The following is a 4039-nucleotide window of genomic DNA, read 5'->3' on the forward strand; positions in this document are numbered from 1 at the left end:
AGATTAAATACAGTTTGTTAGCAGAATATCCAAGCTTTGAAGCCAATCTAGCAAGCAGTATTAAAAGTATGTCGGAGCGGCCTAGGAAGAGGAAATTACAACGATTTACAGATGATATTTCAATGTTATTTAGGAGGCACCAGAGTGTATGAAATATCATCAACATGGCTTAAGTTGGCGCGTATGGGTGAAAAGCCTTCTTTTCTTGACTCAAGCATTAATGCAGTACGATCTTCAAAGTTAAGATGATGGTATGACAATTTTATATACTCCATAAACCCTTTAAATTAATTAGGTGGTTTATGTCGCACTTCAAGTTTTACTCTGCCGATATTCAAACTGGTATCAAATATGATAACTTCTTTTACTATCCTATTAAATATCAAAAATATAGCACAACCTCAGAAGAGAATAGAGTCTTAACTTTTTTAAATGATGACTCATTTTGTATTATTAACTCAACTAGTAATAATCCTGCTTACATTAAGTTAGAAAGGAATTCTATATCTAACCCCTACAAGGATAATCGCTGTTATGTAAAAAGTAATGTCGGATTATTTACTGCGGAAAAACCTAAGAACCTTATTACAACAGCAAATTTTTTAAATGTAGATGCGGTTAATTCAACCAGTAGTGCTGCATTCCTATCTCAGCTTAATGAAATGGGGCAAAATGGATATAAAATTGTCGCATACAATAATAAGGTGTATGGAAATAAAACTGTAAATAGCTATATGAAGTTAGCTAATCAGAATACTCGTTACTCTGCTATTGTTTCTGATCGAACTGCAAGCTCTGTTAGCAATATCTATTTTTCATGGTTAAGTAAGCTGAATGAGAATGGAAAATCTGGATACCAATTTCTTCATTCTGTAAGGCCTTCTACCGACTTAAATTTTAAAGACTATTTTTTAAAAAATGAAAATGATAATGCATCATACACTTATGATAGTGGGTATCTTTCCCCACTTGTTGACACTAATCAACTAATTAATGTACTTAATGAATTAGGTCAAAAAGGTTGTCGCATTATTCAATTTAAACAATACTTTACAGGAAATCGTGCAGAAATTTTAGATAATAAAGAAAATCAACCTAAAATAGCAACTTGTGTAAATAGTAGCAAACATAATGGTACTTACACATATCGATACAAAGACTATCCAACAGAGAGTTCAAGACTTGAAAGTACTTTAGCATTGCAAAATATGATAAATGCTCAGGCTAAAGATGGGTATCGTTTAGTTAGTCGCTCTTTAGATATATCTGCCACTAAAAAAAATGGCTTATTATTTATGAAAGATAGTGAAGAGCTAGATGTAGGAGAATTTAAAGTATTTTCAGAGGATATCTTCTCAAATACTCCTATACTGAAATATTTGGATAAACGTTTTAATCAGCAAGGTCAAATCGGCTGGTTGTATACAAATGCAGAATTTGTAAATGCAAATAATCCAAAATCTATTCAGGCTGATCTCAATGATTTTCAGATAATTGAATAATTTTAGAGGGGCATCATTGCAGATAAAAATCTGATTAAATGATGTTCACTTTATCCCAGGATGGACTGATACTAGGCATTTTTATTGGTGAATAATAGAAAAACAAATAGTTTTATATTTCAAAAATTTATACAGATAAAAAATCGGGACGAAAACCCAAAAAGCCGACTTTTTTCCAGGTCGGCTTTTTTATAAGCAATTATGAAAGACCTCTCAAGATACTGGTTTTTTTATTGTCTAAACTTCTTAAATTAGGGTTAGATGAGGGTCCAGAATACGAATTAAAGTCACTGCAGGACTAGTCGGATAACGACGGCCTTGTTCCCAGTCTTGCAGCGTTCTCGCTCTGATACGTAAACCAAACTCTGCTTGGGTCAGTCCTAGGCAAAATATAAGCACTTAGGCAAGAAAAGCATAACTCTCTTAGACGTCGCACATTACAGTCCTATTGATACGTTATTTCGGAAGAGTTATGTTTGACAAGGGGGTAAATTAAACAGCTTACGATCGCGTTCATCAGTCAAATATCTCTCCATCTGAGCAATCAATTTTGCTCTGGCCTGCTCATCATCTTCGGTAATTTTCAGCATACAAGAACCGATTAACAGCTTTCTGAGCTTTACGACTCGGCATACTTTTCTTGAGACGGGAACGTTTATTCTGTTTTTCCAACTCTTCATGCTGTTGCTGGATATGGGCCAGAACCGAGCCTAATCTTTTATTCTCAACCACTTCATTCTGCTGTAGTCCAGCCAGTTTATTGAAGACGCTATAGTTGATCTTCCGTCCTTCATGCATGATCACCACAGTGCCATCCGGGTACTCTAGAAATGAAATGTATTGCCCAACAAGCTTATGATTCAGCTCTGTCGATTCAAGCAGATAAATACACTTGTCATAGGTGGTGGTGAGGTTCTTTGTGACCTTACGCGGTTCCTGCCAGGTGAATATATCCTCCAGCTCAACATCAGACTCTGTTAGCGGACGATGTAAGTTCTTTGAATTTCGCGCACACTTGGCGAACTTCTGGTTGAAATGCTCAATAAAGCAGGGTAGCCAGGCATTTGCTTCGGCAATTGAACTGATGCCTTCCAGACGCATTTCCTTGATCAAACGGTCTTGAAGGGTTCTATTCGCGCGTTCTACGCGACCTTTAGCCTGTGGTGAGTTGGCAAAGATAATATCAATGTTTAACTCATTCAGAATCCGGCCAAATTGCGTGATTTTGCTGTCCTGGCTCGATTTCTGGTTCACTCGGAAGACCGAATGTTTATCGCTATAAAAGGCCAGAGGCTTACCGTATTGTTCAATGTAGGCTCGGGTTGAAAGCATATAGTCGAAGGTCGTTTCCGCTTCACAGAAGCGCAGATGCAACAGCTTTCCTGTGGCATCATCGATATATACCAATAAACAGCACTTAGCAGCGCGTCCTTCGAACCAGTCATGATATGAGCCATCAATCTGGATCAGCTCACCGAAGCAATCACGGTTATAACGTGGCTGATATGGACGTTTAAGGCGCTTGGATCGCGGAATCCAGAGGTCATTTGCAGTCATCCAGCGCCGAAGCGTTTCTACCGGGATATTCAGGTCAAATATGCTGCTGAGCTTCTCATGGGCCAAGGTAGGTCCAAATCCCAGCAGATGTTCAGAAATAATGGAAAGACATTTTGATTTTAATAAATCATCATGGCGACGATGGCCAGGTTGACCACGGCTGGCATGCGCCATACCTGAAACACCATCTTGATTGAGCTTCTGTAATAACCGGGTAATTTGACGGGTTGAAAGATTAAGGATTTCAGCAGCACGGACTTGTGTAATACGATGATCTCGAACGTCTTGCAGAACAGCAAGACGTTGAATTTCTTTGTCAGACATAGTGATCAGCATCTATATTTCATATCCAGTCCATGATGTTTAAGCCATCATAAACTAGACATTTTTATTGGTGAGAATATAGACATTTTGAATGGGTTCTAACAAATGCTGTTTCGTATAACGTGTATTATGTTAATTTTAGGGAAACTTAATTCTATAGGTGATACCAATGGACAAAAAGATAGAAGAGAAAACTAAAGATATTAATGAAAAAATTCAAAAATTGGATTTAGCTATCCAAGAACTAATAGAAACTACAGACAATTTTTTTATTAATGATAAGTACTATGGAATTGAATGTGCTTTTATTTTAGACCATGCACTAAATATTAAAATGCACTTTTTCAACAAGTATCCAGCATTTGCACCACCTCACTTACGAGGAGTAGAAAATTATGATCGAATTATACATATTAGAGAAAATAATCCTGAAGATAAGCTAGAACAAATTTCTCCTCTTAAAGACTAAATTTTCTAATCGCGTACTTAGAAGCCCCTATTATTTAACATAATGGTGGTTATACGAATTGAACTTTTCTTCATCTAAGAATATAGTGTGATTAACAATGTTAATCATAGGAGCTTAACATGGCTTCAAATGCACTAGTCACTACTCGCATTAACGAAAACATTAAGCATGAAGCAACAGAAGTTCT

The 4039-nt window shown here is 36.7% G+C and carries 3 protein-coding genes and 2 pseudogenes; 2 read left to right on the forward strand and 3 right to left on the reverse strand.

The features are described from left to right. The first annotated feature begins 302 nt into the window (after positions 1-302). Positions 303-1502, forward strand: coding sequence for a PT dipeptide repeat lipoprotein (locus ACEO2X_RS13455; protein WP_371972140.1), 1200 nt, complete (start codon positions 303-305; stop codon positions 1500-1502). A 246-nt stretch (positions 1503-1748) separates the two neighbouring features. Here ACEO2X_RS13455 and ACEO2X_RS13460 read toward each other — a convergent pair. From ACEO2X_RS13460 to ACEO2X_RS13470, 3 genes and pseudogenes are all read right to left on the reverse strand, one after another. Further along, a pseudogene (locus ACEO2X_RS13460) lies at positions 1749-1883 on the reverse strand (helix-turn-helix domain-containing protein); the annotation flags it as partial. An 89-nt stretch (positions 1884-1972) separates the two neighbouring features. Further along, positions 1973-2116 (reverse strand): annotated as a pseudogene (locus ACEO2X_RS13465) (mobilization protein); the annotation flags it as partial. Continuing rightward, positions 2070-3395, reverse strand: coding sequence for an ISNCY family transposase (locus tag ACEO2X_RS13470; protein WP_371972141.1), 1326 nt, complete (start codon positions 3393-3395; stop codon positions 2070-2072). The gene ACEO2X_RS13470 and the pseudogene ACEO2X_RS13465, both read right to left, overlap by 47 nt. 157 nt (positions 3396-3552) lie before the next feature. Between ACEO2X_RS13470 and ACEO2X_RS13475 the strand changes: the two genes are divergently transcribed. Continuing rightward, on the forward strand, positions 3553-3852 hold the full coding sequence (locus ACEO2X_RS13475; RefSeq protein ID WP_000358348.1) for a hypothetical protein: 300 nt from the start codon (positions 3553-3555) through the stop codon (positions 3850-3852). Positions 3853-4039: the final 187 nt, after the last annotated feature.

Source organism: Acinetobacter sp. AL9, from assembly GCF_041464035.1.
GTDB classification, from domain to species: Bacteria; Pseudomonadota; Gammaproteobacteria; order Pseudomonadales; family Moraxellaceae; genus Acinetobacter; species Acinetobacter towneri.